The sequence below is a fragment of the Methylobacterium terrae genome, from assembly GCF_003173755.1.
GTDB lineage: Bacteria > Pseudomonadota > Alphaproteobacteria > Rhizobiales > Beijerinckiaceae > Methylobacterium > Methylobacterium terrae.
Genome location: NZ_CP029553.1, coordinates 3,540,380 through 3,562,097, shown reverse-complemented (window position 1 = coordinate 3,562,097; position 21,718 = coordinate 3,540,380). Strand labels below are relative to the sequence as shown.

The 21,718-nt window shown below is 71.4% G+C and carries 18 protein-coding genes; 3 read left to right on the top strand and 15 right to left on the bottom strand.

Features of this window, described 5'->3' with window-relative positions; translation table 11 throughout:
• Window positions 1-8: 8 nt before the first annotated feature.
• From DK419_RS16325 to DK419_RS16290, 9 genes are all read right to left on the bottom strand, one after another.
• The gene (locus tag DK419_RS16325; RefSeq protein WP_109960012.1) at window positions 9-1,886 is read right to left on the bottom strand and encodes an ABC transporter ATP-binding protein; all 1,878 of its coding nucleotides are present in this window, start codon (window positions 1,884-1,886) and stop codon (window positions 9-11) included.
• Window positions 1,883-4,147 (bottom strand): glycosyltransferase, encoded by a 2,265-nt coding sequence (locus tag DK419_RS16320; protein WP_109960011.1) that lies wholly within the window; start codon window positions 4,145-4,147, stop codon window positions 1,883-1,885. The genes DK419_RS16325 and DK419_RS16320 overlap by 4 nt, the downstream gene beginning before the upstream one ends.
• On the bottom strand, window positions 4,144-5,241 hold the full coding sequence (locus DK419_RS16315) for a glycosyltransferase family 4 protein (protein WP_109960010.1): 1,098 nt from the start codon (window positions 5,239-5,241) through the stop codon (window positions 4,144-4,146). The genes DK419_RS16320 and DK419_RS16315 overlap by 4 nt, the downstream gene beginning before the upstream one ends.
• Complete coding sequence (locus DK419_RS16310; RefSeq protein WP_109960009.1) at window positions 5,238-6,497, bottom strand: glycosyltransferase; 1,260 nt, start codon at window positions 6,495-6,497, stop codon at window positions 5,238-5,240. The genes DK419_RS16315 and DK419_RS16310 overlap by 4 nt, the downstream gene beginning before the upstream one ends.
• Before the next feature lie 12 nt (window positions 6,498-6,509).
• Window positions 6,510-7,709 (bottom strand): glycosyltransferase family protein, encoded by a 1,200-nt coding sequence (locus DK419_RS16305; protein ID WP_109960008.1) that lies wholly within the window; start codon window positions 7,707-7,709, stop codon window positions 6,510-6,512.
• A gap of 394 nt (window positions 7,710-8,103) precedes the next feature.
• Window positions 8,104-8,565, bottom strand: coding sequence for a hypothetical protein (locus tag DK419_RS28720; protein ID WP_162561281.1), 462 nt, complete (start codon window positions 8,563-8,565; stop codon window positions 8,104-8,106).
• Between the two features lie 271 nt (window positions 8,566-8,836).
• Window positions 8,837-9,154, bottom strand: a complete 318-nt coding sequence (locus DK419_RS16300; RefSeq protein ID WP_109960007.1) for a c-type cytochrome — start codon at window positions 9,152-9,154, stop codon at window positions 8,837-8,839.
• Between the two features lie 54 nt (window positions 9,155-9,208).
• Window positions 9,209-10,498, bottom strand: a complete 1,290-nt coding sequence (locus DK419_RS16295) for a PQQ-dependent sugar dehydrogenase (RefSeq protein ID WP_109960006.1) — start codon at window positions 10,496-10,498, stop codon at window positions 9,209-9,211.
• Window positions 10,499-10,620: 122 nt separating this feature from the next.
• Entirely contained in the window at window positions 10,621-12,060 is a 1,440-nt protein-coding gene (locus DK419_RS16290; protein WP_109962343.1) for an amidase, read from the bottom strand.
• Window positions 12,061-12,358: 298 nt separating this feature from the next.
• Between DK419_RS16290 and DK419_RS28715 the strand changes: the two genes are divergently transcribed.
• The 3 genes from DK419_RS28715 (at window position 12,359) to DK419_RS16285 (ending at window position 13,582) form a co-directional block, all read left to right on the top strand.
• Window positions 12,359-12,505 carry a hypothetical protein gene (locus DK419_RS28715; RefSeq protein ID WP_162561279.1) on the top strand — a complete coding sequence of 49 codons (147 nt, stop codon included), beginning with the start codon at window positions 12,359-12,361 and terminating at the stop codon, window positions 12,503-12,505.
• A 148-nt stretch (window positions 12,506-12,653) separates the two neighbouring features.
• Window positions 12,654-12,791, top strand: coding sequence for a hypothetical protein (locus tag DK419_RS29210; RefSeq protein ID WP_208642205.1), 138 nt, complete (start codon window positions 12,654-12,656; stop codon window positions 12,789-12,791).
• Between the two features lie 77 nt (window positions 12,792-12,868).
• Window positions 12,869-13,582, top strand: coding sequence for a class I SAM-dependent methyltransferase (locus DK419_RS16285; RefSeq protein WP_109960005.1), 714 nt, complete (start codon window positions 12,869-12,871; stop codon window positions 13,580-13,582).
• A 37-nt stretch (window positions 13,583-13,619) separates the two neighbouring features.
• Here DK419_RS16285 and DK419_RS16280 read toward each other — a convergent pair whose 3' ends face one another.
• The 6 genes from DK419_RS16280 to DK419_RS16255 form a co-directional block, all read right to left on the bottom strand.
• Window positions 13,620-14,921 carry an MFS transporter gene (locus tag DK419_RS16280; protein WP_109960004.1) on the bottom strand — a complete coding sequence of 434 codons (1,302 nt, stop codon included), beginning with the start codon at window positions 14,919-14,921 and terminating at the stop codon, window positions 13,620-13,622.
• Window positions 14,922-15,005: 84 nt separating this feature from the next.
• On the bottom strand, window positions 15,006-16,559 hold the full coding sequence (locus DK419_RS16275; RefSeq protein ID WP_109960003.1) for a UxaA family hydrolase: 1,554 nt from the start codon (window positions 16,557-16,559) through the stop codon (window positions 15,006-15,008).
• Window positions 16,560-16,830: 271 nt separating this feature from the next.
• A complete protein-coding gene (locus DK419_RS16270) occupies window positions 16,831-17,574 on the bottom strand; it encodes an ABC transporter ATP-binding protein (protein ID WP_109960002.1) in 744 nt (247 codons plus the stop codon).
• 20 nt (window positions 17,575-17,594) lie between these two features.
• Window positions 17,595-19,430 (bottom strand): branched-chain amino acid ABC transporter ATP-binding protein/permease, encoded by a 1,836-nt coding sequence (locus DK419_RS16265; RefSeq protein WP_109960001.1) that lies wholly within the window; start codon window positions 19,428-19,430, stop codon window positions 17,595-17,597.
• A complete protein-coding gene (locus tag DK419_RS16260; protein WP_109960000.1) occupies window positions 19,427-20,302 on the bottom strand; it encodes a branched-chain amino acid ABC transporter permease in 876 nt (291 codons plus the stop codon). The genes DK419_RS16265 and DK419_RS16260 overlap by 4 nt, the downstream gene beginning before the upstream one ends.
• Before the next feature lie 108 nt (window positions 20,303-20,410).
• Complete coding sequence (locus DK419_RS16255) at window positions 20,411-21,571, bottom strand: ABC transporter substrate-binding protein (protein WP_109959999.1); 1,161 nt, start codon at window positions 21,569-21,571, stop codon at window positions 20,411-20,413.
• Window positions 21,572-21,718: the final 147 nt, after the last annotated feature.

The window sequence follows — 21,718 nt, the reverse complement described above, 5'->3', positions numbered from 1 at the left end:
TAGGGGGTTCAGGCGGCCTGGCCGATCGCCGGGCGCGAGACCCGGACGCAATGGCCGGGCTCGATCTCGGTCATCGCGCCGGCCGCGCCGTGGTCGAGGCGGAACGGTTCGGGCCAGCTCGCCGGGTCGGAGAAGCGGTCGCTCATCAGGAGCTTCAGGTCGAGGGGGTGGTCGAGGTCGGGCTCGGGCACCGCGGCGAGCAGCGCCCGCGTGTAGGGATGGGCGGGATTGCGGAACAGGGCCTCCTTCGGCGCCTCCTCGACGATGTAGCCCCGGCACATGACGGCGATCGTGTCGGCGATGTAGTCGACCACCGCGAGGTTGTGGGACACGAACAGGTAGGAGATCCCGAGGCTCGCCTGGAGGTCCTTCAGGAGGTTGAGCACCTGGGCCTGGACCGAGACGTCGAGGGCCGAGACCGGCTCGTCGCAGAGCAGCACCCGCGGCTTGAGGGCGAGCGCCCGGGCGATGCCGAGGCGCTGGCGCTGGCCGCCCGAGAAGGCGTGGGGGTAGCGGCGCAGGGACGAGGCGTCGAGCCCGACCATGTCGAGCAGCTCCTTCGCCCGCTCGTAGCGCTCGTCGGACGTGCCGACGCCGTGGATGCGCAGGGGCTCGGTCAGGAGCTCGTAGACCGTCATCCGCGGGTTGAGCGACGAGAACGGGTCCTGGAACACGAACTGCACCGCGCGGCGGAAATCCTTCAGCTCCCGGTCCTTGAGGGCGAAGACGTCGCGGGGCCCTCGTCCTGAGCCGTCGTCGAAGGTCACGGTGCCGGCGTCGGGGCGCAGGGCGCGCATCACCACCTTCGACAGGGTGGTCTTGCCGCAGCCCGACTCGCCGACGAGGCCGAGCGTCCGGCCCGGATGCAGGCTCAAGGACACGCCGTTGACGGCGTTGATGGTCCGGGTCTTCCCCTTGAACCAGCCCGAACGCAGGGTGAAGGACTTGCGCACCCCCTCGATGGCGAGCAGCGGCCCGGCCGGGTCGGGCCTGTGCGGCTCGCCGGCCTTGCGGGCGAGCACCGCGCTCCTGACCTCGCGGATCGGGGTCAGGCGCTCGCCGGGCTCCATGTGGAAGCGCGGCACGGCCCGCATCAGCGCCTTGAGGTAGGGGTGGCCGGGCCGGCGGAAGATGTCCTCGCGCGAGCCCGCCTCCATCACCCGGCCGCGATACATCACCACCACGTCGTCGGCCATGTTGGCGACGACGCCGAGGTCGTGGGTGATGAGCAGCATCGCCATGCCGGTCTCGGCCTGCAATTCGCGCATCAGCTCCAGGATCTGGGCCTGCGTCGTCACATCGAGCGCGGTCGTCGGCTCGTCGGCGATGAGGAGGGCGGGCTTGGTGATCAGCGCCATGGCGATCATCGCGCGCTGGCGCAGGCCCCCCGACAGTTCGAACGGATAGGTGACGAGCGCCCGCTTCGGGTCGGGGAAGCCGACGCGGTCGAACACCTCGATCGCCCGGGCCTTCGCGGCGTCGGCCGAGACGTCGGCGTGCAGGCGCAACGCCTCGGTGACCTGGTCGCCGACCGTGTGGAGCGGCGACAGCGAGGTCATCGGCTCCTGGAAGATCATCGCGATCCGCCCGCCGCGCAGGGACTGCATCCGGGCGGAATCGGGTTTCAGCGCCGCGATGTCGGTGCCGCCGGCGGGACCGGCGGGATCGGCGAGGCGGATATGGCCGCCGGTGATCCGCGCGACCTTGGGCAGGATCTGCAGGACGGCTTGCGCGGTGACCGACTTGCCCGAGCCGGACTCGCCGACGAGGGCCACCGTGCGGCCCGCCGGCACGTCGAGGGACAGGCCGTCGACCGCCCGGAACGAGCCGGCATCGGTCGAGAAATCGACCCTCAGGTCGCGGATCGACAGGAGCGGTGCCGTCATCCTGATGCCGTGCTGTCCTCTCCGGGCGGGGGCGTCCCCGGATCACCGCGGAAGATAGGGCTCGGTTGTGACACGGGCGACGCCGTGGGCGCAAACAAAGCGGCGGCGCGCGATATTCTCGACGACCGGCCTTTCGCCGCGTGATCGCCGAGACCGTCGAGGAGGCGGGCGCAGAAGCTCCAGGTCGCCTCGTCCTGGACGAGGTGATGGGTGAGGAGCCCGACCGCCCCGCCCGCCGCGACCGCCCGGGCCGACCTGTCGACGATCCAGGCCGGATCGGCGAGCCTGGCCCCGGCGCGCCAGGCGATCGGATCGACCGCGGCGTGGGCCTGGATCAGGCCGGGCACGGCCGCGACGGGCGCGGCGGCCGAGAGGCCGCGATAGCCCAGGCCCGGGAGAGCCTCGGGCAGGTCGGGGGCGATCCGGTTCCAGGGCGGCACCAGCACCCGCAGCAGGCGGGGCCCGAAGCGGGCAAGGGCGAGCGCCAGGGCGTCCGCCGCGTCGGCCCGCAGCGCGTCGAGGGCGCGGTGCGGGCCGAACTCGGCCTTCTTGGATTCCGGCGGAGCATGGTTGGCATGGGCGAGGCCGTGGACCAGCAGGTCGATCCCGCCCTCGTCGGCGAGGCGCGCCGCCAGCGACGGCCCGGCCCGGGCCGGCACGGCGGCGAGGGCGACCGGCCAGCCGGAGCGCTTCGAAAGGACGAGCAGGCGGTCGAGGGCGGGCGTGTGGGCGACGGCATCGTCGTCACGCCACCAGAATTCGACCGTGCGGCCCGCGTCGGCGGCGCGGGCGAGGGCGTCGAGGAGGGGGGCGAGATCGAGGGACGGATGGAGCGCGGGGGGGCCGTCGGCGCGCGATCCACGGCTTGCCGATCTCTCCTCTCCCGGCGGGCGGGGAGAGGGCCCGGGAATCGGCAGGATCCCACCCCCCCTTGCCGGGGGTGGAGCGAGGGCAGGCGCAGCCGCAGCGAGGGTGAGAGGGTATCTCCGGACGAGCCGCCTCCGGAACCACCCCCTCACCGTCGCGCCGCGCTCTCCCTTCGTCCCCGACACGGGGGACGAAAGCCCCTTCCCGCCCGCGGGGAGAGGGGAAATCCGCGCCTCTTCCGGGGACGTCGAAATCGGTCGGCCGCGATCGGCCCCCGCCAGCAAGCCTTCCACGATCGCCACGCTCCGCCGCGCCCCGTCGCACGCGATGGCGTGGGAGGCACCCGGTGGTGGCGCGGCGAGCGCCGCCTCCGCCAGGCTCGCCGCCGTCAGGGCGCGCTCCGGCAGCACCCGGGCGAGGCCGTGGGCCGCCAGGGTGTCGGCGCGCAGGCGCTGCTCGGTCTCGTGGCCGGCCTCGAACGGCACCAGCAGAGCCGGGCAGCCGCTCCGGAGCAGGTCGAGCACGGTGTTGTAGCCGGCCTGGCTCACCGACAGGGCGGCACCCGCGAGAAGCGCGCGGAAATCCGGCCGGGCGCGCTCGACGATGGCGTTCGCGGGCGACGCCTCGGCGAGGCGTGCGAAGGCGGGCTCCGGCACGGCGCGGCCGACGAGGATGCGCCAGGAGAGGCCGGGGGTGAGCGCGGCCGCCGCGACCGCCGCCTCCTGCAAGGGAAGCCCGGCGGCGCTGGAGCCGCCCGAGACCACGATGCCGGCGCACGGGGCGTCCGGGGCCGGTGCCGCTTCGGCTTCGTCGACGTAGCCGGTGTAGCGCAGGCGCGCCGCCACCGCCTCGTCGACCGGCCAGGAGGCGTCGAGGGGCAGGAAGGCGGGGTCGCCGTGGACCAGCACGGCGTCGTAACCCGCGAGACGGGCATGGGTGGCGCCGATCCGCTCCGGGCGGCTCGGCGTCGCCAGGATGTCGCGGATCGAGGCGAGGAGGATCGGGCGGGGCGCGGCCAGGCGGACCGCGTCGGTGAGCGCCTCGAATTCCGGCGCCAGCACCCGGCGGCCGAAGGGCCAGAGCTCGGTGATCACCGCCTCGGGCGCCGCCTCGGCGAAGGCGGCCACCAGGGCGTCGCGGCGCGCGGCGAGGCGCCCGGCCGTCACGGGCGCGCCGTCCGGGTCGAGGAGCGCCGTGAAGGCGGTGCCGGTGATGCGGACCGGCGGCAGCTGCACCAGGCGGACGCCGCCGAGGCGGGGGAGCGCCGCCGGCATGCCGCCGGAGACGAGCGTGACCGCGTGGCCGGCCCCCGCGAAGGCGCGGGCGAGGGCCGCCGCCCGGGTGAGGTGCCCGGCCCCGAGGAGGTGGGTGACGGCGATGAGGATCCGGCTCATGCCCGGCGCTCGCGGAGGAGGGGTCCGAGCATCGTGCGCAGGGCCGCGGCGGCGCCGTCGAGGCCGCGCTCGGAGCGGGCGAAGGCGAGGGCCCCCTCGCGCATCGCGGCGAGCCGGTCGGGCGCCTCGGCGAGGTCGCGGATCGCGCCCGCCATCGCGGCGGCGTCGCCGGGCAGGGTCACGCGGCCGGTGACGCCGTCCCGCACCACCTCCGGCACGCCGCCGTAGCCGCCGGCGACCACCGGGCAGCCATGGGCCTGCGCCTCGAGGAGCGCCATGCCCCAGGCCTCGTTCACCGCAGGCCAGACCAGGAGGTCGGCGGCGGCGTAGAGCGCCGACAGCGCGGCGGGCGGAACCGTGCCGTGCCGGCGCACGCGGGGGCCGAAGGGCGCCAGCAGGGCCGCCACCTCCGCGGCCGCCGGGCCGTCGCCGGCGGCGTCGAGGGTCCAGGGCCGGTCGCCGAGCCGGCCCAGGACGTCGGCGAGGAGCCGGTAGGAGGCGAGCTTGTCGCCCTCGCGCATCATCGCGACGGCGAGGAGGCGCAGGGGACCGGGCCTTCGCCCGGCCGCGGCCGCCGGCCAGTCGCCAGGATCGAGGAACGGCGGCAGGTCGGCGAGCGCCTGGCGCCCCGGCCGCGCCGCCTCCAGCGCCGGCCGGTCGCGGCGGTTCATCACCAGGATCAGGTCGGCGGCGTCCAAGGCCGCCTCGGCGCCGGCATGACCGAGGGCGTGCGGGCCGTGGGCGCGCTTCCCCGCCCGCGAGCCCTCCGCCACCACGTAGGGGATGCCGAGGGCGGCCGAGACCGCCGGGCCGATCCAGTCCGGCGCCTTGTAGTAGACGTGGTAGGTGAACCAGAGGGCGGGCGGATCGGCCCGGTACCGGGCGACCAGCCGGTCGGCCTCGGCCAGGGATTCCGCCCGCAGGGCCGGATGACGCGACCCTTGCGGATCGCGGGTGCGCAGGGTGCTGGCGATCTCGGGCGTGAACCCCGCCGCATCCAGCGCCCGCAGGAGCAGCCGCGCCATCGTGCGCTCGCCGGAGGGCACCGGGTGATCCGGGCTCTTCAGCGGAGCGTAGAAGGCGATGCGGCTCATCGCGGTGCCGGCTCCGGCCGGGCGGCCTCCGCCAGCAGGCGGGCGACCGTGTCGAACCCGGCCTCGGCGCCGAACTCCGCCCGCAGGCGCCCGAGCGCCGCCTGGCCCAGGCGGGCGCGCTCGGCGGGGTCGCGGGCGAGCAGGTTGACGGCGTTCGAGAGCGCCCCCCAGTCGCCGGGCGGCACCAGCCGGCCCTCGATGCCGTCGCGCAGGAATTCCGGGATGCCGGCGAAGTCGGTGGCGACGACCGCGAGCCCCTGCGAGGCCGCCTCCATGATGACGTTCGGCAGCCCGTCCCGGTCGCCCGACGGCGCGCGCTTCGAGGGCAGCACGAACAGGTCGGCCTCGCGCAGGAGCGCCACCACCTCGGGCTGGGGCTTGGCGCCGAGGAAGATCACCCGCTGCGACAGGCCGAGCGCGGCCGCCTTGGCGCGAAGAGCGCTCAGCGCCTCGCCGCCGCCGACATGGGCGAGGCGCCAGTGCAGGTCCGGCGGCAGCGCCGCGAGCGCGTCGAGGAGGTCGTCGAAGCCCTTCTTCGCCACCGCCCGGCCGACCGTGACGATGCGCAGGGGATCGGCCGGGTCCGACCCGTCCCGGGGCGGGCGCGATTCCGGGGCGGCCGGGAACCGCGACAGGTCGAGGCCATGATAGACGAGAGAGACGCGGCCCGGATGCTCCGAGACCTCGCGCAGCCGCGCCGCGCCGGCGGCCGTGCAGGTCACCGCGAAGGCGAGGCGCGGATCGTCGAGCTTCTCGGCCAGCTCCCAGTCCGGCGTGGTCCAGATGTCCTTGGCGTGGGCCGAGGCGCTCCAGCTCCGGCCGGTGAGCACGGCCGCGTAGCGGGCCACCGAGGCGGGCGTGTGCAGGTAGTGGACGTGGATGTGATCCGTGTCGGCCGGCAGCTCGCGGGCGAGCACCAGCGCCTGGCCGAGGCGCCGGCCGCGATTGGGCGACAAGTCCCGGGCGAGGTCGCAGCGGACGAGCCTGAGCAGCGACCACAGCCCCGGCCGGCGAAGCGCCGCGAGCGCCCCGCGCAGCACCCGCAGGGGCGCCTGGTGGAGGTACTCGGGCAGGTACGCGACGGGCGCGCGGATCTGCCGGTGCATCGGATGCACGGCGCCGTCATGCGGCTGCCGCAGCGACCAGATCGCGAGGTCGAGGCCGCGCGCCTCGAGCCCCAGGAGTTCCTGCGCGATGAAGGTCTCGGACAGGCGCGGATAGCCCTTGACGAGGACGGCGATGCGGAGCGGGGGCATGGGAGCGTCGGGTTACTCGGCGGCCACGCAGGCGGCGGCGTCCGCGGCGGCCAGCCGCCGGATCGCCGGCAGGCCGTCGAGGAGGCCGGGGATCGGCCGGGCCGAGGGGGGCGGCCGGTGGGGCAGGGCGGCCAGCGCCTCGGCCATGCGGGTGGTCTCGTCGTCGGCGCCCGGCTCGATCACCCCGACGAGGCCGAGCCGGGCGGCGGCGCGGGCACGGATCAGCTGCTCGCGCCGGGGCCGCACCCGCGGCAGGATCAGGGCCGGGCGGTCGAAGGACAGGATCTCGCAGAAGGTGTTGTAGCCCCCCATCGCCACCACGCCGGCGGCCCGGCGCATCAGCCGCTCGAGCCGCGCGTCGAAGTCGAGGGAGGCGAGGCGCGGATGCGCGGCGATGCGGGCGCCGAGCGCAGCCTGCTCGGCGGCCGGGAAGAACGGCCCGAACACCACCAGCGCCCGGTGCTCCAGGGGTTGCGCCTCGTAGGCCCGCACCACCGCCTCGACGAGTTCGACCCCGTCGCCGCCGCCGCCCGGGGTGACGAGGAGGAACGGCTCCTCCGCCGCCTCGTCCCCGTCCGCGGCCTCGGGCGCCTCGCGGCGCAGGTAGCCGGTATAGGTCAGGCGATCCGCGATGCCGGCCGGCAGCGCCAGCCCGTCGAGGGGCGCGTAGATCTGCTCCAGGCCGTAGATCCAGAGCGAATCGTAGAGCGGCAGCACCGCGAGCGCGCCCTTGCGCTCCCATTCGGGCGCCAGCAGGTCCGGGTCGTCGAGGACGTCGCGCAGGCCCAGCACCAGCCGGCAGCCGCGGGCCTTGAGCCGGTGGAGCGCCGGCAGCACCTCGCCGTGGAAGCCGGCCGGCTCCTTGTCGACGAGGAACAGGTCGGGGTCGAAGCGCTCGGCGACGTGGCGGATCAGGGCGGCGCGGGTCGCCACGACCTCGTCGAGGTGGTGGCCGGCGCCGAGGCTCCGGTACTCGCCGCTGGCGAGCTTGGTGACGCCCGGCAGGCGCCGGCAGGTCACCCCGGAGGCGAAGCGGAAGGCGTGGCTCACCGGCGAGCCGGACAGGATCACCACCCGCCGCTCCGGCGCCTCCGCCACCAGCGCGTGCGCGATCGCCCGCGCCCGGCGCAGGTGGCCGAGCCCGAACGTGTCGTGCGAGTAGATCAGCACCCGCTGCGGAGAACCGCCGGGCCCGGGGGCGACGAATCTCATCCGGCGGACACGGCGGTCCGGGCGGACACGGCGGTCCGGGCGGACCATTCGGTCCGGGGAGATGTGGCCCGTGCGGACACGGCGGGCCGGGTGCGGCTCAACGGTATCGGCATCGGGTTGCGGACCTCCCGGGCGCGGGAGCCCAGACTAGCGCATCCGACCCCGGCCCGGCTACCCGGCCGCCGCCGGCCCCGGGCAGTTATGGCCAGGCTTGTGGCGGCGCGGCATCGATGGGCGGGTTGCCTGTCACCGGTGTGGTTGCGTCAGCAACCGGCTTGATGGGCCTCCCCGGCATTCGACACGGCGACACGCCGACGCCCTTCAAGATCAATTTATAGACAGCGCTTATGGACGATCAAGTGTATATATAATTATAACCATTACTTTGATTGTGCTAGTTTGGATCGAGACATCCCTTTTGTGCTGCCAAGTTGCGCGCCTCATTAATATCGGAGGAGTTTATGAATATCTGCGCAAGCATTCGAAAACGCCCTGCTCGCTCCATCTCATTTTCTGCCTCATCAAATTGTTTTGTAATGTCTTTATTCATAATGGCGCTTGATGCATTTTGTCTTATAGTGATCCATCGCACTTGCAAATTTCGACACGTGTCATCCAGTGTTGGGAAAAATTTGACTTGATCGAACTTTTTATTTTGAAGCTGTAATTCTTTAAATAACCCAGAGACCCGTTTTTCGGGAAACAGAAGCTCCGCGAATCTTTGCTGCGCGCCGACATAAGCGACGATTAGTGTCCCTATAGCAGTCACGAAACCAGCCAGAGCGCTGATGAACGCTGTAATTTTCCAACCAGATCCACCACCTCCGATCGTGCTGTTAGTACCGTTTGAAGGCATGGTTTCCTACCGCGAGCACCCGAGCATCGACAACATAAGGCAGATGTTAAGAATGAATCAACCTACACAAGGGATTTGGTCATGTGCGTCGCAATATTCATCAATAATAAAAATTATAAATGATGTTTGCAAATATCTGCAAGCTGCAATCATAGGACATGGCAAATATGCTTATTTAATATAATGATAACAAAACTGATATATCTTGAAACGAAAAGATTAAACTTCATCATATAATTCCGACAATCAAGAGTGCAGAATTGAGCTAACGCTACCCGGGCGGGATCACGTCGATCTGGATCCCGCTGTAATACGCCGCCAGATTCGCGATATCGGCGTCCGACAGGTCGGCAGCCGCCACCGACATGACCTCGTTCTTGCGCGTCCCGTTGCGGAACTCGGTCAGCGCCTTGACGAGGTAGGGCTCGACCTGGCCGGCGAGGTTCGGCGCGTCGGGGAGCTTCGAGAGGCCGTCGAGGCCGTGGCAGGCCTGGCAGCCGACCGCCTTGGCCCGGCCGGCCTTGGCGTCCCCGGCGGCGGCGGGCGCGGTCGCGGCGAGGAGCAGCAGGAGGGCGAGGGAGCGGGTCATGGGCGTCTCCTTGCGAGAGGAGGGGGCGGCCACCGGCCGCCCCCTCCGAAAGGCCTACTTCTCGTAGGAGATGCGGTAGATCGCGCCGGCCGTGTCGTCGGAGACGAGCAGCGAGCCGTCGGGCAGGGTCGCGACGTCGACCGGGCGGCCGAGATACTCGCCGCCCTCGGTCAGCCAGCCCTCGGCGAAGGGCTCGGGCTTGCCGGCGGTGCCGTCCTTGTTGACCGGCACGAACATCACCCGGGCGCCGATCGGCGTGGTGCGGTTCCAGGAGCCGTGCTCGGCGGTGAAGATGCCGCCGCGGTACTTCTCGGGGAACGACTTGCCCTTGTAGACGATCATGCCGAGATCGGCGGCGTGGGGCGGCAGTTCCGCCTTCGGGGCGACGACGTCGGCCGGGACCTTGTCGTCCTTGTACTCGACGGTGCGGACGCCGCCGCCGCCGTACCACGGGAAGCCGAAGTTCTGACCCGGCTTCGTGATCTGGTTCAGCTCGCCCGGCGGCTGGTCGTCGCCCATGCCGTCGACCTGGTTGTCGGTGAACCAGAGGGTCTTGTCGGGGGCGAAGTCCATGCCGACCGAGTTGCGGATGCCGGTGGCGTAGACCTCCCGGTTCTTGCCGTCGGCGTCCATGCGGATGATGCCGCCGATGCCGGTCTTGGCGTAGAGGTCGGCCTTGTCCTTCGGCGGCACGTTGTAGGGCTGGCCGAGCGAGACGTAGAGCTTGCCGTCCGGCCCGATGCGGCAGATCCGGGCGGTGTGGTTGTAGCTCTCCTCGGCCGGCGGGATCAGCTCGCCCTGCTTGACCACGACGACCGCCGGGCCGTCCGTGCCCTCGTAGAAGAACTCGGCCGCCGGGAAGGCCAGCACGCGGTTCTGCTCGACGATGGTGAGCACGCCGTCGCGGGAGAAGCAGACGGCGTTGGGGATCTTGAAGTCGACGCCGGGCGCGTAGACCTTCACCTCGTCGGCGACGCGGTCCTTGTCGCGGTCGGTGACGGTGTAGACCTTGGACTTGCGGGTGCCGACGAAGACCACGCCGGCATTCGGGCCGACCGCCATGGCGCGGGCATCCGGCACCACGGCGTAGAGATCGATCTTGAAGCCGTCCGGCACCTTGATCTTCTGCAGCGTGCGGTTGATCGCGTCGGCGCGCCGGCCGGTCTGCGGGATCGGCGCCGGCTCGGCGACGCCGGTCTGCTTGAAGCTGCCGAGCTTCTCGAGGTTGTCGACCTTGGCCTTGGTGTCGCCGGCGGTCGGGTCCTGCGCGAGGGCGGCGCCCGCCAGGGAGAGGCTCGCGAAGGACACGCCGGCGGCGAGAGCCGCCATCAGGAAGGGCTTCATCAGGGTCTCCTCCGGGGGTCGGCCCTTTGGGGCGTGGCCGACCTTGTTGCTCGCCATGTATGGCGGCAGGCTCTGCCAGCGGCAAGCGGAGCAGGCAGCCTATCCCGCCCGGGCGACGCCGGTCACGCGCGCAGGGCCGGCGGCAGGGTGCGGTCGAAGCCCGTCACGGCCTCGTAGGCCGCCGCGAGGCCGAGGAGGCCGGCCTCGTCCTGGTTCGGGGCGATGAGCTGGAGGCCCATCGGCAGGCCGGCCGGGTTGAAGCCGACCGGCAGGCTGATCACCGGGCAGCCCGACATCGTGCCCGGCACCACCACCTCCATCCAGCGGTGATAGCTGTCCATCGGACGACCGGCGATGTGGCGGGGCCAGGTCTCCCCGGCATCGAACGGGAAGACCTGGGCGGCGGGCAGCGCCAGCACGTCGAAGCGCTCGAACAGCCCGCGCACGCAAGCGTACCAGGCGCTGCGGGTGACGCTGGCGGCGTGCAGGTCGAAGGCCGAGAGCCTCTGGCCCTGCTCGACCTCCCAGACCGCCTCCGGCTTCATCTGAGCGCGCTTTCCCGGGTCGCGCCAAGGGGCGGCGAGGGTGGCGCCCGTGAGCCCGTGGCGTAAGCTCACCCAGGCGCGCCAGATCGCCTCCGGGTCGAAGGCGGGCAGCACCGGCTCGACCGTCGCGCCGTGGTCGGCGAAGGTCTTGAGGCCGGCCTCGCACAGGTCGAGCACGCCGGGCTCGAACGGCAGATGGCCGCCGAAATCCCCGATCCAGCCGATGCGCAGGCCCTTGATGTCCCGCGGGCGGGGCGCGGCGAAGGCGGCGGGGTCCTGGCGGATGGCGTTCGGCGTGCGCGGGTCGTAGCCGGCCTGGACCGAGAGCAGCAGGCCGAGATCCGCGGTGCAGCGCGCCATCGGCCCGATCACGCCGAGCTGGGGCAGGAAGACCTCGTCGGTGTTGCCCGGCACCCGGCCGGCGGCGGGGCGCAGGCCCAGCACGTTGTTCCAGGCGGCCGGGTTGCGCAGCGAGCCGCCGTGGTCGCTGCCGTCGGCGAGCGGCACCATGCGCAGGGCCAGCGCCACCCCGGCCCCGCCGCTCGAGCCGCCGCCGGATTTCGCAGGGTCGTAGGCGTTGCGCGTCACGCCGAAGACCGGGTTGGTGCTGTGCGAGCCGAGGCCGAATTCCGGGACGTTGGTCTTGCCGATCAGGATCGCGCCGGCGCTCCTCAGCCGCGCGACGTGGATCGCGTCGACCTCCGGCACGGTGTCGCGGAAGAGCGGGGAGCCTTGCGTGGTGCGGATCCCGGCGGTGGCCGAGAGGTCCTTCACCGCGTGCGGCAGGCCGTGGAGAGGCCCGCGCGGGCCGCGCTCCTTCAGCTCGCGGTCGGCCGCGTCGGCCTCGGCGAGGAGGAGGTCGGGATCGCGCAGCGAGACGATCGCGGTCACCGCCGGGTTGTGGCGGGCGATCTGGTCGAGATGGGCCTGCATCACCTCGCGGGCGGAGACGGCCCGGTCGCGGATCGCCCGCGCGAGGTCGGTGGCGCGCATCATGACGAGATCGGGTGAGGGCATCGGGCGGTCCTGGCCGGGCATTCCTGGAAGAGCGTCGCGGCAGCGGAGCACGGAGGGGGGCGGCTCGACAAGCGCGTCCGGCGCAAGGGCCGTTGCGGCCGGGACGGTTCCAGTGGGCATCCGCCATCCGTGCCTACCTCGCAGGCAACCCCGCAGCGACGACGCATCTTTGAGCGCCACCGTCTGACCGTTTTCCGTCCTTCCTGCTGCGGGTCGAGGCGTCGTGCTGTAGGGTGAGGCAGGGATGCCCGCACCAGACGGGCGCCCGGAGGATGCGAGCCCTTCGAGGGAGACACCCATGCACGACCTCGCACGCGCACCGGACGCGTCGCTGCCGCGGGCCGAGAGCACCGCCTGGTGGGCCGCGATGCCCCTCGACCTCTGGGGCGTGGTGCTGGCGGTGATCGCCGCGGGCGGGCTGACGTTCGCCGGGATCCTGCCCTAACACCTCCACGGCGTGGTCGCACTCTCGCCAAAGCTCCGGACCAGCCTGCCCGGCAAGAGTTTCGCAACGCAAGAGTTTCGCAACGAACCCTCGGCACGATCCCTGCCAGGCTCGATTGCGGATCGATCGCGCGCAGGAGGACGGTTCCATGCTGATGGCTTTCGTCGGACGCCTCACCCAGCGTTGGCGGGACCTCGTCGCGGAGTTCATGGATCCCTACCGCCCCGAGCTGCACTACATGCGCGGCCCCGGCCCGCGCTGGCGCGAGCGGCATCCGGAGGCCTGACGGCGCCGCTCCCTTGCGCGGCGGCGCCGGTCGGGTCCAACTCGCGGGCCCGCTCTCCACGACCGGAGCCGAACGCCGTGACCGCCGCGCCCGAATCCGCCCAGAAGTTCGACGCCTCCCGCGCCGGGGAATACGAACGGCAGAGCCGCATCGCGCTCGCCGGCTACGAGGCCTGCCACGAGCTCGCCGCCTGCATGCTGGCCGCCGCCCTCGGTCCGGGCCGGGAGGCGCGCGTCCTGGTGGCCGGGGCGGGCGGGGGCGCCAGGGAGGTCGTGACCGCCGCGGCGCTCGAGCCCAACTGGCGCTTCACCGCCGTCGATCCCTCCGCGCCGATGCTGGCGCTCGCCCGCGCCCGTCTGGAGGAGAGCGGGCTCGACGCGCGGACGGAGGTGGTGCCCGGCACCGTCGCCGACCTGCCGGAGGCGGACGACTTCGACGCCGCGACCCTGATCGGCGTCCTCCACCACCTGCCGGGCGACGAGGCCAAGCGGGCGATCCTGCGGGACATCGCCCGGCGCCTGCGCCCGGGCGCGCCGCTGATCCTCGCCGGCAACCACCAGGCCTATGCGAGCCAGCCGCTGCTCCTCGCCGCCTGGGGCGAGCGCTGGCGCCAGCAGGGTGCCGGACCGGACGAGGTCGAGGCCAAGCGGGCGAAGATCCTGCAGGGGGCGGACCCGCCGCATTCGGAGCAGGCGGTGGCCGATCTGCTCCGCGACGGCGGCTTCGAAGCCCCGCTGCGGTTCTTCTCCAGCCTGTTCTGGGGCGCCTGGATCGCCCGGCGGGCGGGGTGAGCCGGACCGCCCGAGGCGGGCGGTCCGACATTCGCCGTCAGCCCGAGACCGGCACCGCCTCGGCGAGCGTCGTCGGCCGGTCGGAGAGCCGGCTCGCGACGACGAGCCCGATCAGCGCGGACGCCGCGATGATGAGCCCGGGCGCCGCCGCCCAGCCGGTGGCGCCGATCAGCGCGTTGGCGGCGAGCGGCCCGAGACCGCTGAGCAGCGTGAAGCCGACATTGAGCGACAGCGCGACGCCGCTGAACCGCACCCGGGTCGGGAACAGGCCGGCGAGCAGGAAGGCGAAGCTGCCGTTGGCCCCGGCCACCGCCATGGTGAGGAGCGGCAGCACCAGGAACAGGTCGGCGTCGCCCCGCGCCAGCACCCCGTAGGCCGGGATCACCCCGATCAGGATGACGAGCGCGGAGGCCTGCATCAGGCGGCGCGGCGGTACCCGGTCGGCGAAGAACGAGGCGAAGAGCAGCGAGGCCGACATCGCGAACAGCGCGACGTTCATCGCCAGAGCCACGGTCTTCGGCGGGTACTTCAGCACCTGGATCAGGTAGGCCGGCATGTGGGCGAACAGGATGCCGTTGAAGCCCGCCGTCAGCGCCACGATGCCGATGCCGAGGAGCACCTCGCGGCGGTGATGGCGCAGCACCTCGCCGATCGGGCTGCGGGCGGCGCGGTGCTGGAGGCGCAGGAATTCCGGCGTCTCCTCGAGCGAGCGCCGCAGCACGAAGCTGACGAGCCCGACGACCCCGCCGAACAGGAAGGCGAGGCGCCAGCCGTACTCGGCCATGGCGGCGGGCGGCAGGAAGGTTTGCAGGCCGAGATTGACGAGGGCCGCGAGCAGCACCCCGCCGTTAACGAGGCAGAAGACGATGCCGCAGGCGAGCCCCGGGCGGCGCGAGGCGGTCTCGACGACGAAGGTGATGGCACCGGGCAGTTCGCCGCCGATGCAGAGCCCCTGCACGAAGCGCAAGGTCACGAGGAGCAGGGTCGCCCACACGCCCCAGGAGGCGTAAGCCGGCACCAGGCCCATGCCGAGCGTGCAGGCCGACATGGTGAAGACGGTGACGACGAACACGGTCTTGCGGCCGTAGCGGTCGCCGAAATGGCTCAGGACCAGCCCGCCGAGCGGCCGGGCGAGGTAGCCGACCGCGAACACCGCCAGCGACAGGGTCAGGGCCGCCACCGGATCGCTCGCCGGGAAGAAGGCGGCGGCGATGTCCTTGGCGAAGATCCCGTAGACGATGAAGTCGTAGTACTCGAGCCCGCCGCCGAGGCTCGCGAGCAGCGTCATCTTCCATTGGCGGCGGGTGAGATCGCTCCCGCTGCCCCCGTTCGGTGTCATCGTGGTGTCCTCCGGGGCGTTCTTGTCCTTGTGCCCCGGAGCGCCCCTTACTGCGGTTCCGTCCGCCCCGCCATATCGCGGCGGCTACATCACCGCGCCGATCTGCCAGGGCACGAACTCGGCGTCGCCGTAGCCGAAGCCCTCGGACTTGGTGCGCTCGCCCGACGCCACGCGCAGGATCGTCTCGAAGATCTGGCGGCCCTTCTCCTCGATCGAGACGCCGTCGAGCACGTCGCCGCAATCGATGTCCATGTCGTCCTGCATCCGCCGGTACATCTCGCTGTTGGTGGCGAGCTTGATCGACGGGGTCGGCTTGCAGCCATAGGCCGAGCCGCGGCCGGTGGTGAAGCACAGCACGTTGGCCCCGCCCGCGACCTGGCCGGTGGCCGCCACCGGATCGAAGCCGGGGGTGTCCATGTAGACGAAGCCCTTCGCCGTCACCGGCTCGGCGTAGCGGTAGACGCCTTGAAGCGTCATGGTGCCGCCCTTGGCGGTGGCGCCGAGCGACTTCTCCAGGATGGTGGTGAGGCCGCCGGCCTTGTTGCCGGGGGAGGGGTTGTTGTTCATCTCGCCGCCGTTGCGGGCGGTGTAGGCCTCCCACCAGTGGATCATCTCGACGAGCTTGTGGCCGATCTCGGGCGTCGCGGCCCGCGCGGTCAGCAGGTGCTCGGCGCCGTAGATTTCCGGGGTCTCGGACAGGATCGCGGTGCCGCCCTCGGCCACCAGCCGGTCGACCGCCGCACCCAGAGCCGGGTTGGCGGTGATGCCGGAGTAGCCGTCCGAGCCGCCGCATTGCAGGGCCAGAATCAGCTCGGAGGCCGGCACGGTCTCGCGCTTCGCCTTCGCCACCGCCGGCAGCATCTCGCGGAGCGCCGCGACGCCGGCCTCGATGGTGCGGCGGGTGCCGCCGGTATCCTGGATGGTGAAGCTGCGGAAGGTCTCGCTCTCCTCGATGCCGTAGGCGCGCTTCCAGCGGTCGATCTGCAGGCCCTCGCAGCCGAGGCCCACCATGATCACGCCGCCCATGTTCGGGTTGGCGGCGTAGCCCCACAGGGTGCGCTTGAGGATGTCGGCGCCCTCGCCCTGGATGTCGTAGCCGCAGCCGGTGCCGTGGGTGAGGGGGATGATGCCGTCTATCCCCGGGAACTCGTCGAGGAGGCCGGAGCGGCGCGCCTCCTCGGCGATGAAGCGGGCGACCGTGGCCGAGCAGTTCACCGAGGTCAGCACGCCGACGTAGTTGCGGGTGCCGACCCGGCCGTCGGCCCGGCGGTAGCCCTCGAAGGTGGCGCGCTGGGCGTCGGGCACCATGGCGACGGGCTTGGCTTCCTCGCAGAAGCGGTAGTCGCGGGCGAAATCGCCCTTGGCTTCCCCCAAGCCCACATTGTGCTCGTGCACCCACTCGCCCGGCGCGATGGCGCGGCTGGCGAACCCGATGATCTGGCCGAACTTGCGGATCGGCGCGCCGTCCGGAATCGCCGCGACCGCGAATTTGTGGCCCCGCGGCACCCGGGCCGAGGCGGTCACGCCCTCCACGGTCGAGCCGGGCACGATCGGGTCCACCGCCACCACGACGTTGTCCTCGGGGCTGAGGCGCACGATGCGGGGGTTGGTGGGATGGAGCGGGGTGGGGGCGGACATGGGTGGGACCTTGTGAGTCTGAAGGGCCATCATACGGCTGTGAGGTCCGTCGGGCCATTCTGCGTTTTGCGTGTCGTGGAGCGCGGGATCCCCTCTCCCGTGTGGGAGAGGGGTAGGGGTGAGGGTGGCTCGGGTTCCGTGTAAAGCTAAGAGCGTCGAGCTGCGCAGCTCAACTGTTCAGGATTATCGCGGAACCCGAGCCACCCTCACCCCCGGCCCCTCTCCCACCCGGGAGAGGGGGACCCGCGCCATTCCTTTTCGTAGGACAGGCTCAATGCGCCAGGGCCTCCGCCTTGGCCCGCCCACCGAGATACGCCGCCCGGATATCGTCGTTCGCCCAAAGGTCCTGCGGCGCGCCGCTGAGCACCAGCTGCCCGGTTTCCAGCACGTAGCCGCGATCGGCGACCGAGAGGCCCATGCGGGCGTTCTGCTCGACGAGGAGCACGGTGGTGCCGCGCCGGCGCACCTCGGCGATGATCGCGAACACCGCCTGGACGATCACCGGGGCCAAGCCCAGCGAGGGCTCGTCGAGGAGCAGGATGCGGGGCTTGGCCATCAGCCCGCGGGCGAGGGCCACCATCTGGAGCTGGCCGCCCGAGAGCGTCCAGCCGAGCGCGTCGCCGAAACGGCGGATGTCGGGGAAGAGCTCGAACATCCCCTCCGCCTCGTCCTTGATCTGGCGGGTCGAGAGCCCCTTCCGGTTCGAGGCGCCGAGCATGATGTTCTCGCGCACCGTGAGGCCCGGGAAGACCCGGCGCCCCTCCGGCACGTGCGCGACGCCGCGGCGCACGATCTCCTCGGGATTGAGCCCGAGGAGGGATTTCCCCTCGAACAGCACCTCGCCGCCGGCCGGCTTCACCAGGCCCGAGATGGTCTTGAGCGTCGTCGACTTGCCGGCCCCGTTCGAGCCGAGCAGCGTCACGACCTCGCCGGCCTCGACCGAGAACGAGATGCCGCGCACGGCCTCGATCTCGCCGTAGCGCACGGTCAGGTCGCGGATTTCCAGGAGTGCCATGTGTCGCGTCTCCTAGCGTCTCAAGCTGTGGCGAGGTCGGTCTTGAGGCCGACATTCGGCCCCTCGGTCGCTTCCTGGCCGAGATAGGCCTCGATCACCGCCGGCTCGCGCAAAACCGTGGCGGTGACCCCGTCGGCGATGCGCCGGCCGAAATTCAGCACCGTGATGTGGCTCGCCACGTCGCTCACCAGCGTCATGTCGTGGTCGATGATCAGGATGGTCAGGCCCTTGGCGGCCATCCGGCGCAGGAGCACGGTGAGCGCGTTCTTCTCGCTCGAATTGAGGCCCGCCGCCGGCTCGTCGAGGAGGAGCAGCACCGGGTTGCCGGCGAGCGCCCGGGCGATCTCGACGAGGCGCTGGTGGCCGTAGGAGAAGGACGAGATCGGCTCGTCGGCCCGCCCCTCCAGCCCGACGAAGGCGAGGGCCGCCCGCGCCCGCGCCTCCAGCGAGGAGCGGTCATGGGCGACGATGGCGTTGCCCGGCCGCTCCGCGCCGATCACCACGTTCTCGAGCGCGCTCATCGAGCGGAACAGGCGGATGTTCTGGAACGTCCGCCCGAGGCCCGAGCCCGCGCGCTGGTGCGGCGCGAACCGAGTGACGTCCCGCCCGTTGAGCCGCACCCGGCCGCCGGTCGGGGTGTAGAGGCCCGACAGCACGTTGAGGGTCGTGGTCTTGCCCGATCCGTTCGGGCCGATCAGCGCGTGGATGCCGCCGCGGGTCACCGTGAAGCTGACCTCGTCGACCGCCTTCAGGCCGCCGAAGTGCTTGGACAGCCCCTCGACCTCGAGCACCGGGGCGGCGGAGGCGGCGTCCTGCGTGAGCGTCAGGTCCTGGGCGCGGGGCGGAGCGGGTTTGCGCGGCCGCAGGCGCTTCACCTGGTCGCCGAGGAAGCCCCAGATGCCCTCCGGCATGAACACCACGATCAGGATGACGGCGAGCCCGTAGATCGCGAGGTACAGGCCCGGGATCTCCTTGAGGAAGCGCAGCCATTCGGGGATCAGGATCAGGAGCCCGGTGCCGATCACCGCGCCGACCGGCGAGCCGACGCCGCCGAGCAGCGCCATGGTGAGGAACACCACCGATTCGGCGAAGGAGAACTGGTCCGGGCTGATATAGGTGAAGCTGCCGGCGAACAGCCCGCCGCCGAGGCCGGCGAGCAGCGCCCCGATGGCGAAGGCCATCACCTTGGTGCGGTAGATGTCGATGCCGGTGACGCCGGCCGCGAGCTCGTTGTCGCGCACCGCCCGCATGGCGCGGCCGAGGCGGGTCTTCGGCATCCGCCAAACCGCGTAGGCGACCGCCGCCAGCACGAAGACGCAGAGCGCGAGGTAGCTCTGGCCGTCGGTGAACAGGCCCGGGCGCTTGATGTTCGGCACGCCGTCCGGCCCGTGGGTGACCGGGATCCAGTTGATCATGATCAGCGTCAGGATCTGCTGGAACGAGATCGTCACCATGGCGAGGTAGTGGCCGCCCAAGCGGAGCGTCGAGGCGCCTAAGCCCGCGCCGAGGATCAGCGCCAGGACGAGGCCGACCGGCAGGCAGAGCCAGAAGCTGATCCCGAGATCGACCGTGCCGAGGCCGACCGCGTAGGCGCCGATGCCGAAGAACGCGGCCTGCGCCAGGTTGATCTGCCCGCACAGGCCGAGCACGACGGTGAGCCCGATGACCGCGATGGCGTAGGTCGCGGCCTGCATCAGGATGTTGAGCACGTAGCCGCTGAACGGCGTCGTGGCGGCGAGGAACACCGCGACCGCCACCAGGGCCGCGTAGGCGAGGGTGCCGACGGGAAAGCGGCGGGCGGGAGCTTCGGGAGCGGACACCGGGTCCGCCGCGACGGGGCGAGGGGAGCCGGTCATGCTTTCTCCGCGATGCGTTCGCCGAAGATCCCCTGCGGACGCAGGGCCAGGAAGGCGACGAGGACGATGAAGGCGAAGGCGTCCTTGTAGGGCACCGAGATGTAGGCGGCGCCGAAGGTCTCGATGATGCCGAGCGCGAGGCCGCCGATGATCGCCCCGGTCACGTCGCCGAAGCCGCCGATGATGGTGGCGGCGAAGGCCTTGAGCGCGATGGTGGCGCCCATCTGGATCGACACGAACAGCACCGGCGCGACCAGGATGCCGGCGATGCCGCCGAGAACCGCGCTGTAGACGAAGGTCAGCATGATCATCCCGGCTACGGGTATGCCGAGCAGCGCGGCCATCTCCTTGTCCTGCGAGGTGGCCTGGAGCTTCTTGCCGAGCAGGGTGTGCTCGAAGAACCAGTACTGGAACGCCACCAGCACCGCGGTCACGGCGATGATCAGCAGGTACTGGGTGTCGAGGAAGACCGGGCCGACCAGGAACCCTTGCGTCTCGAAGACCGGCGGCAGCACCTGCGGCTGCGGCCCGTAGAGGGCGAGCGTGGCGTTGGCGAGGAAGATCGAGGCGCCGATGGTCGAGATGATCACCGGCAGGTAAGTCCGGTGGCGCAGCGGATAATAGACGCCGAGGTTGAACAGCGCGCCGAGCAGCGCCATGCCGCCGATGGCGAGCAGGAACGACAGCCAGTACGGCCATTCGAGGTCGACGGCGAAGACCACCATCAGGAAGGCGGCGACCATCGAGAACTCGCCTTGGGCGAAGTTCACCACGTTGGTGGCGCGGAAGATCAGCACGAAGCCGAGCGCCACGAGGGCGTAGACGGCGCCGATGCCGATTCCCGTGAACAGAAGCTGGAGGATGAGGTCCATGCGGGCCCGCCCCGGTCGGATGAGAGGGGTCGTGCCGCCGCGCGTCGGGCAGCGGCCGAAACGGCGTCGGGACGGCGCATCGCCGTCCCGGTCGGGTTCTTTCGAAGATCAGGCCTTGTAGAAGTCGATGCGCTTGTCGAAGACGATGTTGCCCTTGTCGTTGCGCACCACGTTGTAGCCGTGCAGGCCGTCGCCGTTCTGGTCGAAGTTGTAGGTGCCCTCGGCGCCCTCGTGGCCGCGGATGGCGAGCAGGGCCTCGCGGATCGCCTTCGGGTCGGTCTTGCCGGCGGCGTTGATGGCTTTCGCCAGCACCGTCACGGCGTCGAAGGTCCAGGAGGACTGGTTGTCGGGGGCGAGCTTCATCACCGCCCGGTAGGCCTTGCCGAAGTTGCGCGCCGCGTCGCTCGATTCCTCGGCGTAGTCCGCCACGCCGTAGGTGTTGTAGAGCGAGGGACCGGCGAGCTTGAGCGCCGTGACGTTGACGATCGAGGCCGAGCCGACCCAGGGCGCCTGCACGCCGAGCTGGCGCAGCTGGCGGGCGAAGATGCCGAGGTCGTTCTCGAAGGTGAAGTACGAGCCGATCACGTCGGCGCCCGACTGGCGGATCGCCAGCACGACGGGCGTGAAGTCCTGGCTCTGGTTGGTGTAGCCCTGGTCGAGCGCCACCGTCGCCCCGGACTTGCCGAGGGCCTCGGTCAGCGCCTTGGCGCCGCTGGTGCCGAAGGCGTCGGTCGAGTGGATGATCGCCCACTTCTTCTTGGCGAGCGTGCTCACGCCGTACTCGGCGATGACGCGGGCCGAGAAGCTGTCGTTCGGGCGGAAGCGGAACAGCCAGGGGTTGCCGAGCTGGGTCAGCACCGGATCGGTGCCGCCGAAGGCCACGGGCTTGCCCGTCTTCAGGATGTCGGGCGCCATGGCGTGGTTCTGGGTCGAGCGGATCGAGCCGAGGAACGCCACGAGGTCGGGTTGCGAGGCGAGCTTGGAGAAGGCCAGCACCGCGCCCGGATTGGTGGTCTGGTCGTCCTCGGTGACGAGCTCCATCGGCTTGCCCAGCACGCCGCCGGCCTTGTTGACGGCCTCGAGCGCGATCTTCGCGCCGTTGAGGGCGAAGCGACCGGCATCCGCCCCGGGCCCGGTCACCGGTAGCACCATGCCGATCCGCACCGTACCGCCCTGGGCGCTCGCAGGCCGGATGATCGACGGCGCGACGACGCCGGCAGCCGCGACCGTGGCCGCACTCTTCAGGAAAACGCGGCGCGTCGTCCTCATCGGCACTCTCCTCCCGTGGGAATGACCGGTGCTTCGAGGCCCGGCCTTGGGCGGGATGAGACACCGGCAGCGCTGCCATGTCCATCCCCCCTGCCCATCCTCCGGGATTAAAAATGCCCGGGCAGATCTGCACCGGACGCCCTCGAC